Genomic DNA, 21,714 nt, shown 5'->3' with positions numbered 1-21,714 from the left:
GTGCTCGGTCGAGCTGCACCCGGCACCACCGATCACGACGAAAGGCGCGACACGGAGGTCGCGCCTTCACCGGCTCAGGCTTGGCCGTGTGTTCTGGCGCAGCTCAGTCGAGGTTGGTGACCGTCCGCCCGAGCTCGACCGCCCATTCGATCGCGGCCCGCATGGGATCGGGGTCACGGCCGCGCGGTGCGATCAGGTCGAGGGCGGCTCGCTTGATTGCGAGGTCGTCGTCATCGAGAGCCCGGCACACGCCGATCCGGGCCAGCCGCGCATAGGCGAGAAGCTCGGCGCCCCTGAGCGGTTCGTCGAGGAGCGAGGGATCCGAGATCTTGCCCTGCAGGCGTCGCCAGACATCGATCTGCGCCAGCAGCGCGCGAGCGCCATCGAAGAGGTCAGCGAGGTCGACCGGCGTCGCAAGCCAGAGCTGAAGCGACCGGGCCATCGCGACCGGATAGGCGGCGGGCTCGCCTGCCGCCGCGCGGAGGCAATCATCTGCCGAGACCTTCGGCAGCCTGGCCGGCCTCATGCCGTCCTCGCTCATCGCGACGAAGTCGCCGCCGCACATCCGGCTGACGCGATAGACGATGTCAGGCTCGCCCGAACGGCGGGCCTGATGGCGCAGGGTGCGCCGCAGGTCCGCGCGGGCGCGGTAATCTGCTTCGCCGTGCGGCGCGATCAGCATCGTCGCGACATTGCCGGCGTTGATCAGGATCGCCCAGGCCCGGACAGCATCGGATTTGAGGTCGTCGACCGTGACGACGCCGTCGCCCAGGGCCGTCAGCAGGTTTTCGATCTGACCGGCATGGAAACGGGCTCGCCCCCGGATCGGCAAGAGCGACGGACGCTCACGCCAGACCGAGGCGCACCGCCGGAGAAGGGATTGATCCTCGTCGCCCAGGAACTCGAGAGCCTCGAGTTCGTCGACGATGCCGACGAGCGGGACCTCGTTGGCGGCCGAACGCCAGGCCGTCGCGATGTCCGGGTTATTGCTGATCTTCACGGGACTGCTCTTTCATGAGGGGTGATCTGCTCTCCGCAGCGCCTTTCCCCCGGTCCCTCTTCCCCATTGACCGGACCCCAACGCGAAGGGGCGGCACCGCGCGGCGCCGCCCCTTCCTCGGAAGACCGATGGTGTGGTCGCCTTGAGCTGGCCTAGACGATCGGGATCCAGTCCGGCTCGAGCACGATCGTCGCGGTGGGGCGCCAGCCATGGGCGGGCCAGGCAGCTTCCGTAACGAGATGGCGGATCGCCGCCTGCATGTGCGCGGGATCGCCGCGGCTGGCGCGAGCATTGATGACGGTGACGAGCCGCTCCTTCACCTGCGCTTCCTGCGAATGCTTCAGCGCCGGCCAGATCGCGATCTGTGCCGCGGCCATGTAGGCCAGGATGAGCGCGCCCTCGCAGGCCCAGCGCAGATCGCGCGCGCCATCTTCCGCCTGCCGCGCCAGGACCCGGAGACGATCGGCGATCGCGAACATCTGCTCCACGCGTGCGAGCCGGCCCTCGAAGGACGGCTCCGCCTTGAGGAACAGGCCCCACCGGGCGATCTCACGGGGAGAGAGCAGGATTTCCCCGGCCGAGGGCGGGGTCAGGTCGGCGAGATCGAAGGACCGGATCGGCCAGTGCGCCAGGCCCCGATCATCCTGGGAGGGTGCCACGGGCCCCGGTGGCACGATCAGCGGGTCCACCGCATAGGCGGCGCGCCGAAGCCGGATCCGGGTCGCGGTCGCGGCATCGAGCATCGGCGCCTCGCCACGCTCGGCATCGTCACCGTGGAGCGCGCCAGCCTCTGCAAGTGCCATCTTGGCATGGGCGTCGTGAACGGTGTCGCAGGGCCAGATCGCGACGATCGCGCTGCAGGAGAGACCGGCAATGGCGAGCGCGACCCAGGCCCGGTTTTGCGGATCGGGGTGATGGCTGCCGATCATCAGCCTGCGGGCCTCATCGCCACAGCGCTTCGCGTCGATGGCGACAGCCTGAAGGTCAGGCGTGCTGCGGCGGAACGCGATGAGCTCCGACACCGAGGGATCGTCACTGATGCTCTCCGCGATCGCCGTCAGCGGATCGCGGATGGGATCGGCTGGACCATCCTGGCCACCGGGATGTGCATTATCGTGCGGCGCCAGCGGGCCGCGAGAGTCGTTCCTGCTCATGTCTTGCTTTCTCATGTGGGTCATAGCCTTGTCGGCTACGCCCTCGTCCGGTCCCTGGAATCGCGAGAGGGCACCGCGGTCCGCGGCGCCCTCCCGGCATGCTCTGAGCCTGATCCAGTCCGGATCAGAGCGGCTTGAACCGACCGGCCGCCTCCCGCTTCATGCGACGAAGCTCTCCGAGGCGATCGGCCATCGCGCCGGCGAACATCACAATGTCCCGCAGGCGCTGTTCGACGAAGCGCAGCGACTGCTCCTCGATCCGGCGCCGGACGGTCTGGTCCCCGGCCGTGACCGCGTCGATCAGCCAGGCCCGCGCGAGATCGGCCGCTGCCAGCAGGTTCGCGCCGTGGCAGGCGCGCTGAAGCCGGTCGAGACGCTCGCGATCGAGATCGGCTTCCGTCTCGATCGCCCGGGCGAAGCGGTCGGCGTCGTCGAGCTGTAAGGCCGCGCGCTCGACCAGGATCGCTGCCGAGGTCTGGTCGCGCAGGAAGGCCATCAGGCTGAGACCCTGCTCCAGGCCGAGGACCGTCGGGCGGCCATCATGGCTGTCGTCGAGAGCGGGCACCGTCGCCGCATGGAACATGGTCTCAACCGCGGCGGGTTCGCCGAGGTCGCCATGAGCGAAGGCCTTCCGCGCTAGCTCTGCGAAGTCCGCATCGCCACCGACCGACGCGATGACATCGCCGAGGACACGTCGGCGCGCCGCGAAGTCTACGGCCACGCGCGGCGGCGCCAGCGCGACCGTGATGGTCGCGGCCGCGTTCAGGAGCGACAGTCCGAGGAGCATGTCGAGGTAGTAGACGACCTGCGCCCGCGCAGAGGTGCCGGCAAGCGCGAGGAAGCGGGTGATCTCGACAGCGTGGCCGATGGCGCGCCCGGCGACCTCGCCGACCTGGAGGGTCTCGGTGGCGATGATGGCGTAGCCCTTCTCCGCGCCAGCGGAAAGCGACAAGCGGTCGCTGAAGGCCGCGAGGTCGTCGGTAACCGCTCTGATCGGCAGTTCGAGCTCGATATCGGCGAGTGAGGCAGAGGAGATGGTCTTCATTTTCAGTCGTCCCAGATCATAGGGGTGACAGCCACATAGCTGCGTTTTCCCCCGGGCCCTGGAATCCAAGGAGGCGCCCGTTTCCGGACGCCTCCCTTCTTCATCCGTTCCTATTCGGCGCGACCGTCAGACCAGTTCGTTCCAGTCGAACTGGAGCCGATCGCGGGCGCCCACGGGCAGGGTTTTTATCCAGGCCGCCTCGGCCGTGACGTGCCGGACCGCCGACTGCATGGAAGGCGGATCGCCAGCCTCGCCGCGCCTGTTGATCAGGGCGACCACCTGCTTCTTGGTTTCAAGCGCGTCGCGGTTGTGAACCGGCCAGATCATGACCTGGCAGGCGGCAAGGTATCCCATCAGGCGGGCGCCCTCGGCAGCCACCGTCAGCTCGCTGGCGTTGGCAGGACCGCGGCCGGCAAGTTCGAGCAGGCGGTCACAGGTCTCGAACATTTTCGCCGCGCGCTGGAGAAGCGCATCGAGGTCGGGGGCGGATCTGGCGAACCTGCTCCATTCGACCACCTGCCTGTCGGCGAAGGCCGGCGGTCCGCCGCGCTTCGGCAGATGCTCGACGAGATCGAAGCGCTCGAGCGGCCACGCAGATAGTCCTCGGTCGTCGCTCTGTGGCGCAGCCGGCGCCGGCGGCAGGATCAGGGCCGGTACCGCGAAGGCGCCGCGCCGCCAGCGGATCCGCCGGGCGGTTTTTGCGTCCATGCTGCCGTCGAAGTCCTTTTCGCGGCGATGCAACTGCACGCCGGTCCGCGCATCGAGCGCGAGCTTTGCCTCGGCCGCGTCGAGGTCGTCCGCCGGCCAGAGCGCGACGAGCGCGATCAGGCTGATGCTCATGATCTCGAGCCCGCCGCAGACGGCCTCGCCGACATCATCGCCGCTCTCGCGCGCCAGCCACACCCTGAACTCCTCCGAGTGGAGGTTCTTGGCACTCCTTGCGGCATGCTTGAGATCGAGCGGCTGGCGCCTGAACGCCACCAACTCGGCAACACTAGGATCATCCCCGGCGGCGATCTCCATCGCCACCGTGATGGGATCACGCATGGTGGTCTCCGCCGGCTCGTCGATCGCCTTGCTGGCGCGCCGGGCGAGCGAGCGACCGCCCTCATTCTTCCTGGTCATGTCGGTACTTTCATCGGGGTTCCAGCCATATCGGCTGCGCGTCCCTCTCGATCCCCAGATGGGAAAGGCGCCCGGTGGGCGCCTTCGTCGTCGCGGCAGATGGTTTTGGCTCAGGCCGCCAACTGGAAGTACTGGCTGCGCTGGCGGAGCCATCGCTCGATCTCGTCGAGATGAGGATGTTTGCTGACCTCATCCTGGGCGAGACCGGCACGCAGCTCGGCAACCTGCCGCAGCGCCATCGGCAAGGTCAGCCACGGCACCTCGGCTTCGGTGGTCAGCCGATCGCGCAGCCACGCCTGGCCTCTTTGCCAGGCAACCGGAGACATGGCCTCCGGCGCCTCCAGCAACATCAACCGATTTGCAAAGGCTTTCAGCCGCTCGTCCGTGAACTGCGCGGCGATAGCCGGGCGATCCTCCCAGGGCGAAGCGTGCCAGCGGGCGCTCAGCCGGGCATCCTCGTTTGAGAGGAAGCCTCCGGCATAGAGGCTCGCCTCCGGATAGGGCGGTGGCTCGCGGTCGGCGAAGCGGTTCGCCATCGCGACGGCGAGATGAGCACGGAACTCGGCATGATCGCGGACCCGTGCCGCGCGCTCGTGGTAGAGCGCCGCATCTCGCTGGTTCGGTGGCAGGGCGTGGCAGCCCTGCTCATAGGCCAGCAGGATCGGCTGGGCATTGGTCCGTACCAGCCTGATCGGACGAGGGCCCGGACCGGAAAGGAGTTTGGCGATCTCCTCCGGGCTGCCGTCGAGATAGCTTTCCGGATCGATGGTCAGGTCGACAGTCGCCCAGGAGGTCGCGACCGGCGGGTTCGCGATGACGCCGACGACGGGAGCGAGCTTCGATGCACCACCGAGAAGCAGGACCTCGCCGCCGGCAAGGAGCCGGTTCGGGATGGCCTTGTCGGCGAGGCTGAGCATCATCGCGACCGTCACTGGCGCGACCTGGCGCAAGTGACGGAACAGGGCGAGCGTAGCTCGCGTATCGGCAAGGGCGTCATGCGCCTCGTCCTCGGCGAGCGCGATGCCATTGGATCTGCAGACGTCGCCAAGCCTGAAGCTCGGCTTGCCCGTCGGGCAGACCGGCACGGTAATGGCCGCGGGTTCCAGCATTGCGACCGCCCTGACCATGGTCAACAGGTCGGCCCGGCGATGGCCGCCAAGCTGGGTCGCATAGGGCGGGAGGAGATGGGTGAAGAACGTGTGCCGGAGCATTTCCTCGTCGAACCGGATCGTGTTGTAGCCGATCACGGTCGAGGGCGCCCAGGCAGACAGCGCCTTTGCGATGGCGCCGAGCATCTCCGTGCTCGACATCGGCGCCTGCTCGAGCTGGGCCGGACCGATGCCGGTCATGAGAAGCGCGCCCGGCGTCGGCACGATATGGGCCGGAAGTCGGCAGCGCAGCGAGAGCTCGCTGATCGGCTTAAGGCTGTCGTCGCAATTGATCAGGGCCGCCTGCAGCGGCACATTCCACTGCGGCTCCAGGCCGGAGGTTTCGAGGTCGTAGACGATATAGGACATGGCGGCTGCCTCTCAGTGCCGGCTCGTCGTGCCGGCCTCGATCGGCAGCTTTCTGAGAGTGATGCCGAGCCTGCGTGCGTCGACATGCATGGCGGTCTCGACCATCACCGCCGCATGCGAGCGCTCCATCTCGTCCTCCTGGAAGATCATCGCCTCATAGGCCGTGATCTTGCGCTCGAGGTCATCCTCGCTCTTCGCGGGCGGCTCGGCGATCATGAAGGCGAAGAAGCGAGCCTGCGCCCTGGCTCCTTCTGCAAGCTGCCGGCCATTGAGGCCGCCGAATTCGGGATGAATCCGATCGCCTTCCTGCTCCAGCAGCATCGCATGGGCCGTCGAGAGCTGCCACAGCAGGAAGTATCGGGCGGCGTTGTCGCCCATCTGCCTGTAGGTCCGTTCGTACCGTCCAAGATCCGCGGCCGTTGGTCGCGCGTCATCGCTCGCGGCGAACGCCGCTCCATTCGTTCTGCTCATCAAACTCACCCGTTCTGGAATGACCCGGAACGGCACGTCGGCTCAGATTCTCGGGGGTCCCCAAAATGGGTTCCGGAGTTCGCCTGTTTCCTCCTATGTGGACTGATCAAAAGCCGTGCGTCTGACTCAAGCGCAGGCGCTAACCTGGCCCATTCCTGCCGCTCGCGAGGTCCGCTTTCTGGCGGGCGGCCTCCAACTTTTGATTAGGGCTAAACCTCCCCTAATTCGCGCTGTCGTGAGGTGACGGTCTCCAGACGCGGCCGTCCGCCGGATCGAAGGGGATGCAGGCGACGAACCACTGCATCGCCGCTTCTCGAGCGCAGAAACCAGAGATTCTGAGAGGCTCGCGAGGGCGGTCTCGATCGTCCGATAGTACTTGACCTGCCACCCGAACGCGCAGCTCCTCGGCAGGACCGCGAAGGCTTCCACTCCGCCATTAACTCCCCGACGCTTCCGCACGTACCTAGCACCGAGGGCTTTCGCCTCGTCGGCCGCCAGTTGCATAAAGGGGTATAAGCGTCTGCCCATGCGCACGTTAAGGTCTTGGCAAGGCGATTGCGCTTGGGTATAGGCGCCGACTTTGAGATCGCTTGTCTTGGGCCGGCCGGCCTGTCGCTGGCTTGTGCAAACGCGATCATCGCTCCCACGGCAGGGTGCATTGCCTTCTAACGCCTCGCAGGAGGGTCGGATGAACCCCGAATTCGCAAGTTCGCTCGGAGTAGCTCGCTTGCCTGTCATCAGCCTGAAGGTCGTCGCGTCCGGCAAGAGGCAGCAGGCGTCGCCAGTCTCGTCGTGCCCGAAGTCGACGGAGAGCAACCTAAGCGCGACCCGAGCCGTCAAGTAATCGTCCAACTTGCCGAATCGACGCCGCATCGCGCATGGTCGCGGCCTTGGCGGTTGGCGGGTGCGTAAATGGGATCGCGTATCAGGGTTCTCCGAAATCTCGCTCGTGGAAGCGGCAAGTTTCACTTCCACAGGCGCGAGATCATCAGGGGTATCCTTGATAGCGCCGGTGCGGAGCGGCAGTCGCTCTCGGTATTCCTTGCTGCGAGCTTCTTTAGCCTGCCGGACGGCTGGTCCGTTTTCAACTTCAGCCCGAAGGACTGGCCGCTTGGCGACCGTCTAATCGCTTGCAGGCATCCCGCGGTAGAGGCTCGGCTGCTCGAGATGATCCTCGATTATGCCGACGCGAATGCGGATGCCGTAACGCGGCTCTACGCGCTGAGTGCGACGGCGAGCAACCAGCTACTCCGTCGGAACGTGGTCCAGATTGAGGCCGGCAACGATGAGCTGGATGCGGCTGACGCCCAATCTTTGTTTGGATTACGGATGAAATGCGCCGCCAACCAAGCGGCGACCGACGCTGTCATCGGTGCGGTAGAGCAGGGGCTACCGCTCAAGAGCTGGGCCCGCTCCCGCTTGGTACATCCTATGGTGTACCACTTCTCGCACACCCCTCCCGCCGCCTCCCTCGACAATTTCCTATCCTATATCGTGACCGGCAAGGAGCACGACGCCGAAAAGCTCGCGCTGAAGCTGATGTTGAGCGACGAGGCGGCACGTGAGTGCTCCCTGGCCTTCAGGTGCTTCATCGGGCTGATGGGGCATCCCTTCGACGCAATCGAGTTCGTCATCGACCATGTCGAGAACGAGATCGCATCGGGGCGCGCGCTGGCCAGCCATCTCGAGCGGTTCATAACGGAAATCGCCTTGAGGCAACCGGGCTCGCGCGCAGGGATGATCTCCTCCGTCATGCTCGGTCAGGTCGACTTCCTTGAAGGAACGCGTCCTGAAGGGCTGGCGCAGCGTTTCGAGATTCCCGAGCAGGACCTCGAAGCCTATGCTTCCCTCTGCAACGTCTCGCCGCTGGGGCACGCGTCCAACCCTGAATCCACGCGGCCGCTCGATGTTCTGACGCGGATGCGAGCGAACGAATACCCAGAGCCATCGGATTTCCACTTCATCTGGGTCAACCACGCCGTCTGGCACTTTATCGACGGCGGCCGCTTCATCGGCGCGCTCCTCCGATCGGTCTACATGGTCGACCGGGCCGCGAGCGATCTTGAGGTCCGCGCGTCGTTTCGACTGATGTGCTTCCTGGGGTTCGCGAGCCCTTTCCTAGCCTCGGCGCCGTCCGCGATGATCATGCTGAGAAGGCTTCACCGAAATGGTGTCAACGTCCCGCCCTCGGACGACATTGAGACGCGCACCGACCAACAGCTGCATCGGCGCGCACCTTTCAAGGATCGACTCTGGATTAACGAGCTCCAGTGGCGGCTCAGGCGTCTAGAGGAAGACGGGCGGATAGAGCAGTGGTTAAAGGTCGTCCGGTCCGAGACACGGCTGCGCCCGTCATACCTCACGGGTATCAATTGGCACTGGGTCGAGGAGATCATCGCGACGCGCCGCCTGAAGCCGTTCAGGAACCTCGACGGGGCCTTCCTTTTCATCCACATGGAGCTCGAGGCGAACACCGACCCGCTCCGCCTGCGACTGACCTTGGAGCCGCTGCTCAAGGGAAAGGAATTCGGCGATGCTGTCAGGACGATCATCAGTGAATTCGGCGCGGCCGCCGGAGCTCTGGTGCGGCGATACCTGACGACGCAGAACCTGCTTGCTGTCGGTTTCGCTCCCAACTACCTCGCAGCGCTGGACCAGCGCGTCCGCGCCATGGAAGCTTACATCCGCCAATTCAAATTTAACCCGCTCCTGACGGAGGAGGTGTATGAAAGTGAGGTCAAGGCGCTGACGGCCGAGCTATTCCTGACGGACGTGAACGCCGGCAAGTTCGAGATCCCGTGGGAAACGTTCCGCAAGGACGCGAACGATGCCAACCAAGAACTGTACCATGCGGCCGAAAGCCTGCGACGTCCGTTGGACGGCGCCGCTCCGCTGACAGCGATCGTCGAGACGCCGTTGGCATTCCCCAACGGTCGCACCCAGACCTTCAAGGTCCGACAACGGGACCAGGCGCTCTTCGCTTGCGTGATGGCAGTCCTCAAGGACTTCATGCAGCATCCCGCCTTCGGCCTTGAAGTCATCCTCTCGGGCCGGTTCCGACATAACAACCTGATACAGGAACTGTGGGCCGCCATGGCGGACGTCATCGGTGCGACCATCCCGTCCGTGTCGCAGCACGCCAAGGCGGCCCTCATCGACGATTACAAGCTGGCGGCCGAGCGGACCGTCGATGGCTGGTGCGCAAGCCGCCTCCAGACGAGGAGGCCGGAGAAACCGGCCGCACTCTTCGACCTGATCCCCGACTCCCGGGAGGTCGAAGCGCTCCTGGGGCTCGCCAAGGACGTCGACGGGATGCTCGCGATCACGGACGTGGTTATCGAGTGGATCAAGGCCAAGATGCGCACGCAGGTCGCCTCGGCGCGATCGGCATTCGAGCAGGAAGTAGCTACGGAGCTGAGCGCTTCCTTCGCGGAAGTCCGCGCGCAGCAGCTGTCGGGCGGCAACTATCGCGATGCCGACGTCCACCTGGTGTTCAACGCCGTCAACGACGCGGTCCAACGGCGCATAGGCGACCTCGGCCATTGGTTCGACGGCGTGGATTCGGCGACGTCGGGGCCGATCTCCCTCGGCCATCTCGGATTGGCGGCGGAAGCGCTATTCGAGAACATGATCCCCGGCAAGACACTTGCCTTAAAACTCGACCGGGACGCGGAATGCGTTTCTTTCCCGCCCCACCACGTGAAGATCGCCTTCGATCTGGTGAGGGAACTCTGCTACAACGCCATCAGGCGCGGCGCGGGCCCCAACGTCGAAGTGGTTGTTGAGGGCGTTGCCGGACAGCAGGGTATGTTCCGTTTCAGGAACGATTGCTCGCCATGCGCTTCGGACGAGATTGGGGAACAGACGGTCGAGGGGCACGTGTACCACGGCCGGAACGAGGCGGTGACCCGGGAAGGCAACTCCGGCTTGCCCAAAATCGCGGCCAGCTCGGCGACCCTGGTAGGGAAGGACGCGTCCATCCGGTGCGTGCGCACCGAGCGGGACTACGAGGTCCTTGTCGCGCTCCGGCCCGAAGGGCAAGGCTGATGCGCATCCTGGCCGTCGAGGACAACGACCGCAAGTGGGCCCGCGTCGAGACCGTCGTGCGATCAGTGATCGGGGACGCGGATATCGTGCGCGCCCGGGACTTGAAGGACGCAGAACGCCTGGTCGAAGAAAGCGGGTGGGACCTCCTCCTCTTGGATATCTCCCTGGATATCCGCGCCGGCGGGGATCGGGGCGGACGAGGCGCCCACGACTATACCGGGGGCCTGAAGATCGCGGGCCGGATGTTCTATTTGGCATGCGAGATCCCGACGATCATCGTGACGGGCTTCGACGCGTTTCCCACGGCCGCATCGTCCGCTGGGCAAGACGTGATCCTCGGCCTGGAGGACGTCGGCCGCCAGGCGCGGAAGTTTCTGGGTGCCTATCTGCTGGGATCTGTCCGCTTCGGATCGCCAGATTGGGAAGCCAACCTGCATAACCTGCTGAAGGGGATCTAAGAAGCATGAAGATCCTCGTCATCCACGATCGCGTCGAAGTCGGCTCGGAACTCCAGCGGATCGCCGAGGCGACCGCCGGTTCCGGCGCCAAGGTCGAGCTTGTCCATGACGTCTTCAGCTCTCGCGACAGGCTGAAGGCGGGCTTCTACGATTTGGTGGTCGTCGACCTGACGCTTCCCGTGAAGACGGGGAGCGCGCATGTCAGCCTCCAGAACACGCAAATGCTGCTCGAAGAGATATTCAACGGCGATGTCAACGTCCCCGCCGACGTCGTCGGCATCAGTAGGGAGGCCGACGTCCTGAGCCTGCTGCGCACGACCATTGGCGAGCACCTGATGGCCTGCCTGCACGAGGACACGGACGGAGCCTGGCGGGAGGCCTTCCGGACGAAGATACTGTACCTCATGAACGCTAGGTCGGCCCGCCGGCTGGTGGCGAACTCCAGTTATGACGCAGACCTCGTCATTATGACGGCGCTCGACAAGGAGGCGCAGCCTTACTCCCACCTCTTCGAGCCGGCTGCGTCAAGCGACTTGCCGGGCGCGAAGGAATTCTCCTTTCAGGACGCGGCGGGCAAGACCCGCAAGGGGTACATCTACTCGATCGGGCAGGCGGGGCAGCCTCCGTGCGGATCCGCCACGCAGGCCCTGCTTACCCAGTTCCGCCCCAAACTGATCGTCATGACTGGGTTCTGCGGCGGAGTCGCCGAACGCGTAGGGTTCGGCGATCTCGTCGCGTTCGGCACAACTTCGGCGTGGGATTACGGCAAGTGGGAGCAGATCGAGGACGCGTCCGGTAAGCGAACCGTGTTTCGCCCCCGCCCGATGCCCTTGAGCTGCCCCACCGATGGCATCCGGGAAAAAGTGCGCGAGGCGATGGCTTCCGGATTCTCACCCGATCCCGAGACCCTCGCCTCGGTCCTGAAGCTAAGCAAGGGGAAGATCACCGACTGGAAGCTGCGGCTCCGCGGGGCTGGATCGGGCTCCGCCGTCGTCACGAGCCTAGAGACCTTAGACGGCATCGTCGGCCGCGACGAGGAGATCTGGGCGATCGATATGGAAAGCTACGCGTTCTACTACGCGTGCCTCCATACGCCGGTTCTGCGTCCCGATTTTATATGCATCAAGTCGGTCGCGGACCACTGCAACGGCGAAAAGAACAGCGATTATCATGATTCCTGCAGCCTGATATCGGCGCAGTTCGCCAAGCAGATCATAACGAGGAGATACGACTTCGGCGCATGATCGGGGGGGAACGACGACGTCCTGTCGACTATTCTAGGGACAGCGACGTGATCATCGAGGAGAGCGGGACTTCAGGGCCCGTATGCCGCGGCCCCCTTGGGAGCAGGTGCTGGAGATTCGCCTCCAAAGCCTTCACGACTAGCTCGTCACGTAGCCCGGCAGGTAGTAGCTCCTCGACTTGGCCGGCCAGTTAGTTGGACAGCACATTCGCGAGCGCGCTTTGCCGCTTTTTCGTCGCGCTCCTCCCGGAGTGTTTCCCGTTCGGACTTCTCTGGGACTATCGGAAAGTCGAGGACGGAATCCGCCACCTTCGACCAATCGGGGACTGGGCGGAACGACTGGCGCGCCTATGATGCTGCTATGGCCTTCGGCATTTTTATTCACCGTCCGGGTTCGATCTACGACGACAGCCCGTCTGAGCGTTATCAGTTCCCGCGCCCTTATCTCAACCGCGTGCAGGCCTGCATCGGCGATTGGATCATCTATTACGAACCCAGGAAGTTGAAGGGGACTCGCGGCTACTACGCGATCGCGAAGGTTCAGCAGGTGATCTTGGACCCAGCCGTCCCGGACATGTACATCGCCATCATCGAGCCGGGCAGCTACCTCGACTTTGCCCGCCCAGTGCCGTTCATGGATGCCGATGGCGTGCTGGTGGAGAGAGGTCTTCTGAACCAGAACGGACGCATATCCGGCCGGGCGCAGGCTGCGGTCCGGTCGGTTTCCCGCGCCGATTTCGATCACATCCTTGCCATAGGTCTGGATGAGCACAATGCCTTGCTGCCCAGGTTGGGCCAGCCTAACGGTGAGGCCGGTTTCGCCGAGACTCAGACGCCATTCGTGTTCGAACAGGAGCGCAAGCGGCTTGCCATTGTCACCAATCGGATCGCCCGAGACCGTGTTTTCCGGCGCGTGGTCCTCCGTGCATACGATGAGCGTTGTGCCATTACCGGGCTGAAATTAATCAATGGTGGCGGTCGCGCCGAAGTAGACGCAGCGCACATCCGGCCAGTCGAGGCGAGTGGTCCGGACATCGTCAACAACGGCATCGTGCTTTCTGGAACGGCACACTGGATGTTTGATCGCGGCTTGATCAGCCTCTCTGACGACCTCGATATCCTCGTCTCCCGCCAAGCCAACGACCCGGACGGCATCCGCAGCTTCGTGAATAAAACCGGGCGGGCATTTGCGCCACCCAATGCGCACGAGCGCCCTCATCCGCGCTTCCTGCACTGGCATCGGGAGCATTGCTTCAAACAATAGGACGGAGCGTCAACGTGAGCTGTAGGGTGCGCTATCAATGTCGGCTTCTGGCGCGTCCCCACCGGAGACGCCGTCAAAAGGGGATGGGCCTGACCTCGGAATGATACGAGGATCACCGATCTGTATCCCATAAGGCCTTGTTCTTGCATTGACCACAGCGCGATGATGCGAACCTAGCCCGCATGACGCGGCTAGGAACGAGCAGGTACATTATCGGTCAAAGCATGCACATCCGACAGATCGAGACTTTTTATTGGGCGGCTCGGCTTGGCAGCTTCGCCAACGCCGCAAAGCGACTGAATGCGACACAGTCGGCCGTATCGATGCGCATCCAGGAACTCGAATCGCGCCTCGGGGTACGATTATTCGACAGGTCGCAGCGCTCGGCCCGTCTTACGCCGGACGGCGTTTCTCTCCTGCCCCATGCGGAGCAGTTGATCCGCACGACCGAGCTGATTTTCGCCTCGATCGCCAAGCGCGAGGCGATCTCGGGCTATGTCCGTGTCGGGGTCGTCGAGATCATCGCGCATACCTGGCTGCCGAAATTCCTGGCGCTGCTCCAGCGCGTCTATCCCGGCGTGCGGGTCGAGCTCGAGGTCGGCTTGTCGCATGTCACCGAGGCGAAGCTCGGCGTAGGCGATCTCGACATGGCGCTGACCGCCTGCGAGTTGCCGGCGTCACGCTATGTCAGCGTCGATCTCGGTACCGTGCCATTTCGCTGGATGGCGCATCCGGCGCTCGCCGGCGCCTCCGAAACGCTCCTGCCGAACGAACTGACGAACCTTCCGGTCATTCTGACCTCGAAGGAGGAGCAGCATCGCGGATCGACGCTGCACTGGATGAGCAACAACGGCGTCCAGTTCCACGCACTCACCATCTGCAACACTTTCGTCACCGCCGCCGCCATGGCCAAGGCGGGTCTCGGCGTCGCGCTGTTGCCGCCCAGCCTCTACGCAAAGGACATCGCTGAGGGCGCTCTGCGCGTGCTCTCCTGCACCCCGGAGATCGATCCGCTCAAGATCCATTGCCTGCGCCCCCGTCAGGGCCAGACGCCCGCCCATCGGGCCGTCGAATGGGCGGCGGTGGCAGCGAGCAGTTTCCCGAACAAGGCTGTCTCGGAGCAGCCGTGAGCGCAGAGACTTCCGCGACTCTTCAAGAATTCACGAGCAAATCCTCTCGAACTATTCGCTTGTCTGCACAGGCCGTCGCGCCGAGATTCCCATGGGCGTTTCCGCGGGCGCGAAGACTGTCAAGATACTGATCTTGCCGGCGATTTTCTTCGCCTGCGCCCGAACCGGACCATGCCAGGCGATGCTAAGGAGCTTTAAGGATGCGCTGGGAAGATCTGACCTGGATGGAGATCGATCGGCTCGATCGCAGCACGCCGATCGTCATGAACATCGCCTCGATCGAGCAGCACGGGCCGCATCTGCCGGTCAGCACCGACTCCGCCATCGGCGGCTTCTTCATGGCCGAGCTCGATCGGCGCGCAGGCAAGGGCGTGCTCGTGCTGCCGCAGGTCAAGGTATGCTGCTCAGCTCATCATATGGACTTCCCAGGCACGCTCACCGTCAGTCACGAGACGCTGCTGGCCTATCTCAGCGAGATGCTCGAATCCGTGGTGGCGCACGGCTTTCGCACCATCGTGCTGGTCAACAGTCATGGCGGCAACCGCGCTATAGGGCAGGTCCTCCTGGAAAAATTCGGCGCCGCCCACCCCGAATGCCAGGTCGCGTTCCTGACCTGGTGGCACATGGCCGCCGATGAGCTCGGGGCGATCCGCGAATCCGGTTTCGCCGGCGTCGGCCATGCCTGCGAATTCGAGACCGCCATCATGATGCATGGCGTGCCGGGCTCGGTGCGCGACGAGCTGATCTCTGGCCAGAACTATGTGCCAACCTACCCTTGGGCCGATTCCGACATGATGCAGTCCGGTCGCGCCGCCCTGTTCAGGACCATCAAGGCGAGTTCCAACGGCACGGGCGTGCTGGGCGATCCCTCGCTCGCCAGCGCGGAGAAGGGCAAGCAGATCACCGAGGCCGTGATGCGGCACCTGATCGAGATCGTCGGCAGCCTGAAAGACGCGCCGCCGCAGCGCGCCCGAAGCGCAGCCGAGTAGCCGGGGACTCTTCAAGAAAGGTGCGAGGTTCGGTCGCCAAGAATGCGCTTGTCGTCCCGGCGGATGGCAACAAAGCTCGGATATCAAAGCAAGAGGGGAAAACCATGAGCGCTAACAGTGCTTTCGCGAAGCCGGCGTGGGCATGCCTCGACCGGCGCTCGGTCCTGATCCTGTCCGGCCTTTTGGCTTTCGCTCCGCAGGCGGTGCAGGCGGCGCCGGGCGTGCTGGTCATCGCAAACGATATCGGCGACACGATCACGCTCGACCCTGCCCGGATGGGGACTTATACGCCGGCGCTCAGCCTGCATGCGGCCTATGACACGCTCGTCACGATGAGCCCCGGCGACTATGTCACGATCAAGCCGCTGCTGGCCGAGAGCTTCGCGCGGACGCCGGACGGCAAGGGCTGGCGCTTCAAGCTCCGTTCCGGCCTCAAATTCGCGAGCGGCAACCCGATCACGGCGGGCGACGTGAAGTTCTCGCTCGACCGCATGCTGAACATCAAGGACCAGCCGGCCGGCTATGCCCGCACCGTCTCGCGCGTCGATCAGGTCGACGACATGACGGTCGACATCTACACCAAGGATCCCGCCGATCCGATCCTGACGATCCTGTGCGCGCCGGCCGCCTCGATCCTCGATTCCAAGCTCGTGAGGCAGCATGGCGCGACCGATGCGGCCGATGCCAAGGAGACCGACAAGGCAACCGCCTGGCTCAACACGAAATCGGCCGGCAGCGGCGCCTACCAGATCACCGGCTGGGAGCGGAACGGCTCGATCACGCTCCAGGCCAATCCGCACTACTGGGGCGGCAAGCCGGCCTATGAGCGCGTCGTCGTCCGCCATATCGCGGAGAGCGGCAGCCAGCTTCTCGCCGTGCGCCGCGGCGATGTCGACATCGCCTTCAACCTGACGCCGGAGCAGATCAAATCGGTCGAGGGCGACAAGGACGTCACGATCGCCCGTACGCTGAGCCAGGACTGGACCTATGTCGCGCTGACCAACAATCCCGAGATCAGCGAGGCGATGGCGAAGCGGGAGAACCGCCTCGCGATCGCCTATGCGATCGACTACGACGGCATGCGCGATTCCCTCGTCGGCGGCGCGGCCACCCGCCCGGCCAACTACATCTCGATCGGCATCGGCGGCTCGACCGAGGAGCTGACCAAGGAGATCGGCTACCGGCAGGATCTCGACAAGGCCAAGGGCCTGCTCAAGCAGGCCGGCAATCCCGACGGTTTCAGCTTCCCGCTCTACTATCAGGCCGGCTCCTTCGGCGGCGTGCCCTACCAGATCATGGCGCAGAAGATTCAGGCCGACGTGGCCCGCGTCGGCATCAAGGCGGAGCTGAAGCCGATGGATCCGGTCACGCTGCGGACGCTCTTCGTCAACGGCAAGGCGGCGGCCGCATTCGGCTACTGGAACCCGCCGGCAGTGGAACCGCTGCTCAACGCCGAGGCCGTCTTCCAGCGCGGCGCCCAGCGCGTGCGCTGGAACGTCCCGCCGGAAGTCGGCGAAACAGCGGTGCGGGCCTCGCGTGCCGCCGATCCCGCGGAACAGCACGCGCTCTACAGGAAGTTCACCGAAGCGGTGCAGAACGAGGGGCATTTCATCGTCCTGTTCCAGCCGCAATACCAGGTCGCGGTCAGGAAGAGCGTCGCCGATTTCACCCTGACCGGCGCCGGCTGGTTCGCGGAACTGGCGCGAGCAAAGCCGGCGAAATGAGTCGGCCCGCGGGCGTGCCTTGCGAAGGCGCATGGCGCGCCCGCCGGCGCGGGATGGCGGGGTCGCCGCCCCGCTTCCATGCCAGGGCTCGTAAAGGCTACCGTCACTCATGCTGCAATATGTGATCTCGCGCATTTGTATCGCCGTCGCCACCGCATTGCTGGCGACGCTCGTCGTCTTCGTCATCGCCAATCTCGTGCCCGGCGATCCCGTTCTGGCGCAGCTCGGCGACATCGCGGCGTCCGACAAAGCCTTCGTCGCGGCCTTCCGCGCCAAATGGGGCCTCGACCTGCCGCTCTGGCAGCAATACCTGATCTTCCTGCGCCAGCTCGCCCAGGGCGATCTCGGCATGTCGATCACCTCGCAGCGCCCCGTGCTCGAGGACATCGTCCAATACGCTCCGGCGACGATCGAGCTCGCGACGCTCGGCTTCGTCCTGTCGCTCCTCGTCGGCATCCCGCTCGGCATCGTCGCCGCCGTCCGCCGCGATAGCTGGGTCGACCATCTCGCCCGGCTGATCTCGCTGTTCGGCGTCTCCTCGCCGTCCTTCTGGCTCGCCTTCATCCTGCTCGCGATCTTCTATGGCGGGCTTCAGATCGCGCCGGGGCCGGGCCGGCTCTCCGTCGTCGACCTGCCGCCGCCGACCGTGACCGGGCTCTATCTCGTCGATGCGGCGCTCGCCGGCGATTGGGCGACCTGGCGCAGCGCCGCCGCCCATCTCGTCCTGCCGACCATCGTGCTCGCGGCGGCGACGATCGGCCTGATCACGCGCACGACCCGCGCCAGCATGCTGGAAACGCTCGGGCAGGACTACATCCGCACCGCCCGCGCCAAGGGCCTCGGCGAGCGCGCCACGGTCCTGCGGCAGGCGCTGCCCAATGCGCTCATCCCGATCGTAACGCTGAGCGGGCTCGCCTATGCCCAGTTGCTGACCGGCGCGGTGATGGCCGAGACGATCTTCTCCTGGCCGGGCCTCGGCCGCTATACCTTCCGCAGCGCCACGACGCTCGATGTGCCGGCGATCATGGCCGTCACGCTGCTGGTCGCGGTCGTCTACCTGACGATCAACCTCCTGGTCGACCTGTCCTATCCCTTCCTCGATCCCCGGGCGGAGCGGCGATGAGCGCGACCGGTGCGATGGACGGCGCTCGCAGCCGCGCGAAGCTGCGCTGGCGTCTCGGCCGCTTCGGGCTGCCGGCCCTGGGCGGCGCGGTGCTGCTGGTCTGGCTTCTCCTGACACTGCTCGCGCCGGTGATCGCCCCGTACGGCCCCAACGAGATGGACATGGCGGCGCGGCTCGCGGCCCCCTCGCTGAAACACCTGATGGGCACGGATACGCTGGGGCGCGACGTTCTCTCGCGCGTTCTCTACGGCGCGCGCATGACGCTCTTCGCCAGCCTGAGCGTCGTCTGCCTCGGCCTGCTGGTCGGCACCATCGTCGGCGGCATCGCCGCTTACGCCGATCGCTGGCTCGGCGAGGCGCTGATGCGCTTCACCGACCTCGTCATGTGCTTCCCGCCGATCATCCTGGCCATGGCGATCGCGGCAGCGCTCGGCGTCGGCCCCGGCAATACCATCATCGCCATGCTGGTGGTCTGGTGGCCGAAATTCGCCCGGCTCGCTCGCAGCCAGGTGCTTGTCCAGCTTCAGCAGGAATATGTCGAGGCCGCCCGCATCAGCGGCTGCAGCGGCGCCCGCATCCTGCTGCGCCATGTCGCGCCCAACGCGATCGGGCCGCTCGTCGTGCTGATGACGGTCGATCTCGGCACGGCGATCATCACCTTCGCCAGCCTGTCGTTCCTCGGTCTCGGCGTCGTGCCGCCGACCCCGGAATGGGGCGCGATGATCGCCGAGGGGCGCGAGTTCTTCGATCAATGGTGGATCGCGACCTTCCCGGGCCTGGCGATCCTCAGCGTCGTCGTCGCCTTCAATTTTTTTGGTGACGGCGTGCGCGACTGGCTCGATCCGCGCTCGCGCGCCTGACTGCGACGACCGAAAACGCCGTCGCGCGCATCGATTGCAGCTTCGGCCGCGACATCTCGCGGCCGGCGAAGATCTTTACGCCTGACCATCAATAACATTGAAGTAAAAAACTCAGATTAAATCGTTTTTGCGGGCAGCTCTCTCCGGCTACCTCAGATGTGGCGGCGATCATGCCGTGACCGGCGCACGGCGCCGCGATCCATCTTCCGGGAGGCCTTCTTGCTGCAGCAGTCGATCGATATCGACCCGGCGCTCGTCGAGCATTACGTGATGACGCTCGGCTCCTACGGGGCCTATGCGGAGACCGGGGTCTGGCGCACCGTCTATTCGCCCGAATGGGTCGCGGCAACGGACCAGTACGCGAAATGGTGCGAGGAGGCCGGCCTCGACGTCCGGCGCGATGCGGTCGGCAACGTCTGGGGCCGGCTCGAAGGCAGCGAAGGCGGCAAGTCGATCGTCTCCGGCTCGCATATCGACACGCAGCGACCCGGCGGCCGCTATGACGGGACGCTCGGCGCGCTCGCCGGCCTGATCGCGATCCGGGCCCTGAAGCAGCAGTTCGGCCAGCCGAAGCGTCCGCTCGAGGCCCTCGCCTTCTGCGAGGAGGAAGGCAGCCGCTTTCCCGCCGCGAGCTGGTGGGGCTCGCGCGCCATCACCGGGCGCATCGCCCCCGACGATCCCGACAAGGTCATCGGCTTCACCGGCGAGACCATCGCCGAGGCGATGCGCGAGATCGGGCTCGATCCCGCCCGCATTCCGGAGGCGCGCCGCGACGACATCGACAGCTTCGTCGAGCTGCATATCGAGCAGGGCCCGATCCTCGAGCAGGCGGGCCTTCCGGTGGCGGTCGTTACCGGCATCACCGGCATCCGGCATTATCTCGTCGATCTCGAAGGCACGCAGAACCATGCCGGCGGCTTTCCGATGGATATACGCCGCGACCCGATGGCGGGCTTCGCCGAGATCGCCTCCGGCGTGATCGATACCGCCCATCGCTGGGGCCGGCCGGCGGTGACCACGGTCGGCCGCGTCGAGGCCGAGCCCAACGGCGTCGCCGTCATCCCCAAGCGCGTGCGCTTCAGCATCGACGCGCGCCATCCCGACCCGCAGGCCTGCCGGCGGCTGCACCAATCGCATGAACGCCTCATGACCGAGGTGGCGGCGCGGCGCGGGCTCGATCTCTCCTGGGACGTGCATATCGACCATCCGGCCTGCCCGTCCGACCCCGGTCTGCTCGCAACGCTGCAGGCGGCGGCGCGGGATCAGGGCGTGCCCTTCATGCTCATGGCGAGCGGCGCCGGCCACGATTCCCAGCAGATGGCCGCCATCGCCAAGGTCGCGATGATCTTCGTGCGCAGCAAGGACGGCCGCAGCCACACCCAGGAAGAATTCTCGTCGATCGAGGACATCGTCGCCGGGATCAAGGTTCTCGCCGCCAGCCTGCACAGGCTCGCCTACTGACCCCGCGCCAAGACTGAAAGGCATGTGATGAAGAAGTATTTCGGTGGCCCGATGCCGGTTCCGCTGACGCCCGCGATCCAGGCCGGCCCGTGGCTGTTCCTGTCGGGCCAGGTTCCGACCGAGGCCGACGGCTCGATTCCCGCCGGCATCGAGGCCCAGACCCATCTCGTCATGAAGAAGATCAAGGCGCTGGTCGAGGAGGCAGGCTTCTCGCTCTCGGACATCGTCAAGACGACGGTCTTCATGCGCGACATGAGCCAGTTCGACGACATGAACAAGGCGTATTCGACCTACTTCCCGACCAATCCGCCGGCCCGCTCCACCGTCAGGGCCGAGGTCGCCATCGCGGCCGATGTCGAGATCGAGTCGATCGCCGTGAAGATGTGAGCGCCGGAGCGCGCATCGTCGGAAGCGAGCAAGGCTGGGACAGGACCATGTACGAAGACGTCAAGCAATATTATCTCAGCCGCGGCTTCGGCGGCCGCGTCGGCTTCGGCTCGAAGCCGGCCGTGGTCGTGATCGACATGGCCGCGGCCTGGATCGATCCGGCGGCGCCGATCGGCTCGGACAATGTCGAGGCGATCGTGCCGTCGATCCGCGCGGTCCTGGCGACCGCCCGGGAGCGCGGCATCCCGGTCTTCTTCACGACGATGGCCTTCGACGAGGGCGGCAACGAGGCGGCGGGCCCGGTCGGCCGCAAGCTCCTGCACATGTCGGAGCGGGGCTCGCTGCGGCGCGGCGAGCGGCTCGTCGATCTCGACCCCCGCCTGGAGCGGCGCGAGGACGAGATCCTGATCGAGAAGCAGCGGGCATCCGCCTTCTGGGGCACCACCTTCGGGGCGCATCTCGTCCGCAACGGGATCGATACGCTGATCGTCACGGGCTGCAGCACGAGCGGCTGCGTCAGGGCGACGGCCGAGAGCGCGCATAACGAGAACTACCGCACCATCGTCGTGGGCGACGCGGTTGCTGACCGCCACCCCCTCGCCCATCAGTGCAACCTCACCGACATCGACATGCGCTACGGCGACGTCGTCAGTAGCGCCGATGTGCTCAAGTATATGGAAAATCTATAGAATCCTTCCTGTCGGGTTGGATCTGGA

Annotated in this window: 18 protein-coding genes; 12 read left to right on the top strand and 6 right to left on the bottom strand. The window is 65.4% G+C overall.

Features of this window, described 5'->3' with window-relative positions:
* Positions 1 to 103 precede the first annotated feature (103 nt).
* The 6 genes from AC6RIC_RS25710 to AC6RIC_RS25685 form a co-directional block, all read right to left on the bottom strand.
* The gene (locus AC6RIC_RS25710) at positions 104 to 1,000 is read right to left on the bottom strand and encodes a hypothetical protein (protein ID WP_499734495.1); all 897 of its coding nucleotides are present in this window, start codon (positions 998 to 1,000) and stop codon (positions 104 to 106) included.
* Positions 1,001 to 1,152: 152 nt separating this feature from the next.
* Positions 1,153 to 2,154: a hypothetical protein gene (locus AC6RIC_RS25705; protein WP_499734494.1), complete on the bottom strand. Its 1,002-nt coding sequence runs from the start codon at positions 2,152 to 2,154 to the stop codon at positions 1,153 to 1,155.
* A gap of 124 nt (positions 2,155 to 2,278) precedes the next feature.
* A complete protein-coding gene (locus AC6RIC_RS25700; RefSeq protein ID WP_499734493.1) occupies positions 2,279 to 3,199 on the bottom strand; it encodes a hypothetical protein in 921 nt (306 codons plus the stop codon).
* 126 nt (positions 3,200 to 3,325) lie between these two features.
* Complete coding sequence (locus AC6RIC_RS25695) at positions 3,326 to 4,477, bottom strand: hypothetical protein (protein ID WP_499734492.1); 1,152 nt, start codon at positions 4,475 to 4,477, stop codon at positions 3,326 to 3,328.
* Positions 4,435 to 5,841 (bottom strand): exonuclease domain-containing protein, encoded by a 1,407-nt coding sequence (locus AC6RIC_RS25690; protein ID WP_499734491.1) that lies wholly within the window; start codon positions 5,839 to 5,841, stop codon positions 4,435 to 4,437. The genes AC6RIC_RS25695 and AC6RIC_RS25690 overlap by 43 nt, the downstream gene beginning before the upstream one ends.
* Positions 5,842 to 5,853: 12 nt before the next feature.
* A complete protein-coding gene (locus AC6RIC_RS25685) occupies positions 5,854 to 6,219 on the bottom strand; it encodes a hypothetical protein (RefSeq protein ID WP_499734490.1) in 366 nt (121 codons plus the stop codon).
* 1,005 nt (positions 6,220 to 7,224) lie between these two features.
* Between AC6RIC_RS25685 and AC6RIC_RS25680 the strand changes: the two genes are divergently transcribed.
* From AC6RIC_RS25680 to AC6RIC_RS25625, 12 genes are all read left to right on the top strand, one after another.
* Positions 7,225 to 10,359 (top strand): hypothetical protein, encoded by a 3,135-nt coding sequence (locus tag AC6RIC_RS25680; RefSeq protein WP_499734489.1) that lies wholly within the window; start codon positions 7,225 to 7,227, stop codon positions 10,357 to 10,359.
* Entirely contained in the window at positions 10,359 to 10,817 is a 459-nt protein-coding gene (locus AC6RIC_RS25675) for a hypothetical protein (RefSeq protein ID WP_499734488.1), read from the top strand. The genes AC6RIC_RS25680 and AC6RIC_RS25675 overlap by 1 nt, the downstream gene beginning before the upstream one ends.
* A 5-nt stretch (positions 10,818 to 10,822) precedes the next feature.
* Entirely contained in the window at positions 10,823 to 12,061 is a 1,239-nt protein-coding gene (locus AC6RIC_RS25670) for a 5'-methylthioadenosine/S-adenosylhomocysteine nucleosidase family protein (RefSeq protein WP_499734487.1), read from the top strand.
* A gap of 360 nt (positions 12,062 to 12,421) precedes the next feature.
* On the top strand, positions 12,422 to 13,324 hold the full coding sequence (locus tag AC6RIC_RS25665) for an HNH endonuclease (RefSeq protein ID WP_499734486.1): 903 nt from the start codon (positions 12,422 to 12,424) through the stop codon (positions 13,322 to 13,324).
* Between the two features lie 182 nt (positions 13,325 to 13,506).
* A complete protein-coding gene (locus tag AC6RIC_RS25660; protein WP_499734485.1) occupies positions 13,507 to 14,454 on the top strand; it encodes a LysR family transcriptional regulator in 948 nt (315 codons plus the stop codon).
* 200 nt (positions 14,455 to 14,654) lie between these two features.
* Positions 14,655 to 15,443, top strand: a complete 789-nt coding sequence (locus AC6RIC_RS25655) for a creatininase family protein (RefSeq protein WP_499734484.1) — start codon at positions 14,655 to 14,657, stop codon at positions 15,441 to 15,443.
* A 104-nt stretch (positions 15,444 to 15,547) separates the two neighbouring features.
* Positions 15,548 to 17,167: an ABC transporter substrate-binding protein gene (locus AC6RIC_RS25650; protein ID WP_499734483.1), complete on the top strand. Its 1,620-nt coding sequence runs from the start codon at positions 15,548 to 15,550 to the stop codon at positions 17,165 to 17,167.
* Positions 17,168 to 17,276: 109 nt separating this feature from the next.
* Complete coding sequence (locus tag AC6RIC_RS25645) at positions 17,277 to 18,290, top strand: ABC transporter permease (protein ID WP_499734482.1); 1,014 nt, start codon at positions 17,277 to 17,279, stop codon at positions 18,288 to 18,290.
* Positions 18,287 to 19,150, top strand: coding sequence for an ABC transporter permease (locus AC6RIC_RS25640; protein ID WP_499734481.1), 864 nt, complete (start codon positions 18,287 to 18,289; stop codon positions 19,148 to 19,150). The genes AC6RIC_RS25645 and AC6RIC_RS25640 overlap by 4 nt, the downstream gene beginning before the upstream one ends.
* 219 nt (positions 19,151 to 19,369) lie before the next feature.
* Complete coding sequence (locus AC6RIC_RS25635) at positions 19,370 to 20,611, top strand: Zn-dependent hydrolase (RefSeq protein ID WP_499734480.1); 1,242 nt, start codon at positions 19,370 to 19,372, stop codon at positions 20,609 to 20,611.
* Between the two features lie 27 nt (positions 20,612 to 20,638).
* A complete protein-coding gene (locus tag AC6RIC_RS25630; RefSeq protein WP_499734479.1) occupies positions 20,639 to 20,998 on the top strand; it encodes a RidA family protein in 360 nt (119 codons plus the stop codon).
* A 47-nt stretch (positions 20,999 to 21,045) separates the two neighbouring features.
* Positions 21,046 to 21,687: an isochorismatase family protein gene (locus AC6RIC_RS25625; RefSeq protein ID WP_499734478.1), complete on the top strand. Its 642-nt coding sequence runs from the start codon at positions 21,046 to 21,048 to the stop codon at positions 21,685 to 21,687.
* Positions 21,688 to 21,714: the final 27 nt, after the last annotated feature.

The organism is Allobosea sp. TBD101, assembly GCF_059817965.1.
Note: the sequence above shows the minus strand (reverse complement) of the source record. Positions and strands in the feature narration are given on the sequence as shown.